Here is a 349-nt window from a genome sequence, read left to right as displayed (position 1 = left end):
ACCTAAGTTCGGTCATTAGTTTCAAGCGCAGTAAATAGTAGTTTTCATAAACCTGAAGAGTAGTGCATGCAAAACAACCAAGTGTTTCACGGCAAAGTTTCTGAAGTACGTGTGATCGAGCACTCACGCTCGTCGAAGTCCGGAACGGACCTGATCACCTTCCAATTGAAGTATCCGCGCTACATTCATGCCGAGTTCATGACACACCGTGTATTCTCGCGCAATGCATCAAGTTCGCGAGCCATACCCGCTAAGAAGCTTATCTCCCAGATTCGCGAAGAGCCCGTGTTCTTTGCTCACGTCGGTCTGAACGAACCGGGCATGCAGGCTAGCGATCAAGTTACTGCCG

1 protein-coding gene is annotated in these 349 nt (G+C 49.3%); it reads left to right on the top strand.

Going from position 1 to position 349, the window contains the following annotated elements:
- Positions 1-66: 66 nt before the first annotated feature.
- Positions 67-349 (top strand): hypothetical protein (locus AC1RPN_RS08675; RefSeq protein ID WP_481763789.1); only part of this gene is annotated, 283 nt, incomplete at its 3' end.

The sequence above is a fragment of the Dellaglioa sp. CoH-57-MRSF-20 genome (genome assembly GCF_056781955.1).
Note: the sequence above shows the minus strand (reverse complement) of the source record. Positions and strands in the feature narration are given on the sequence as shown.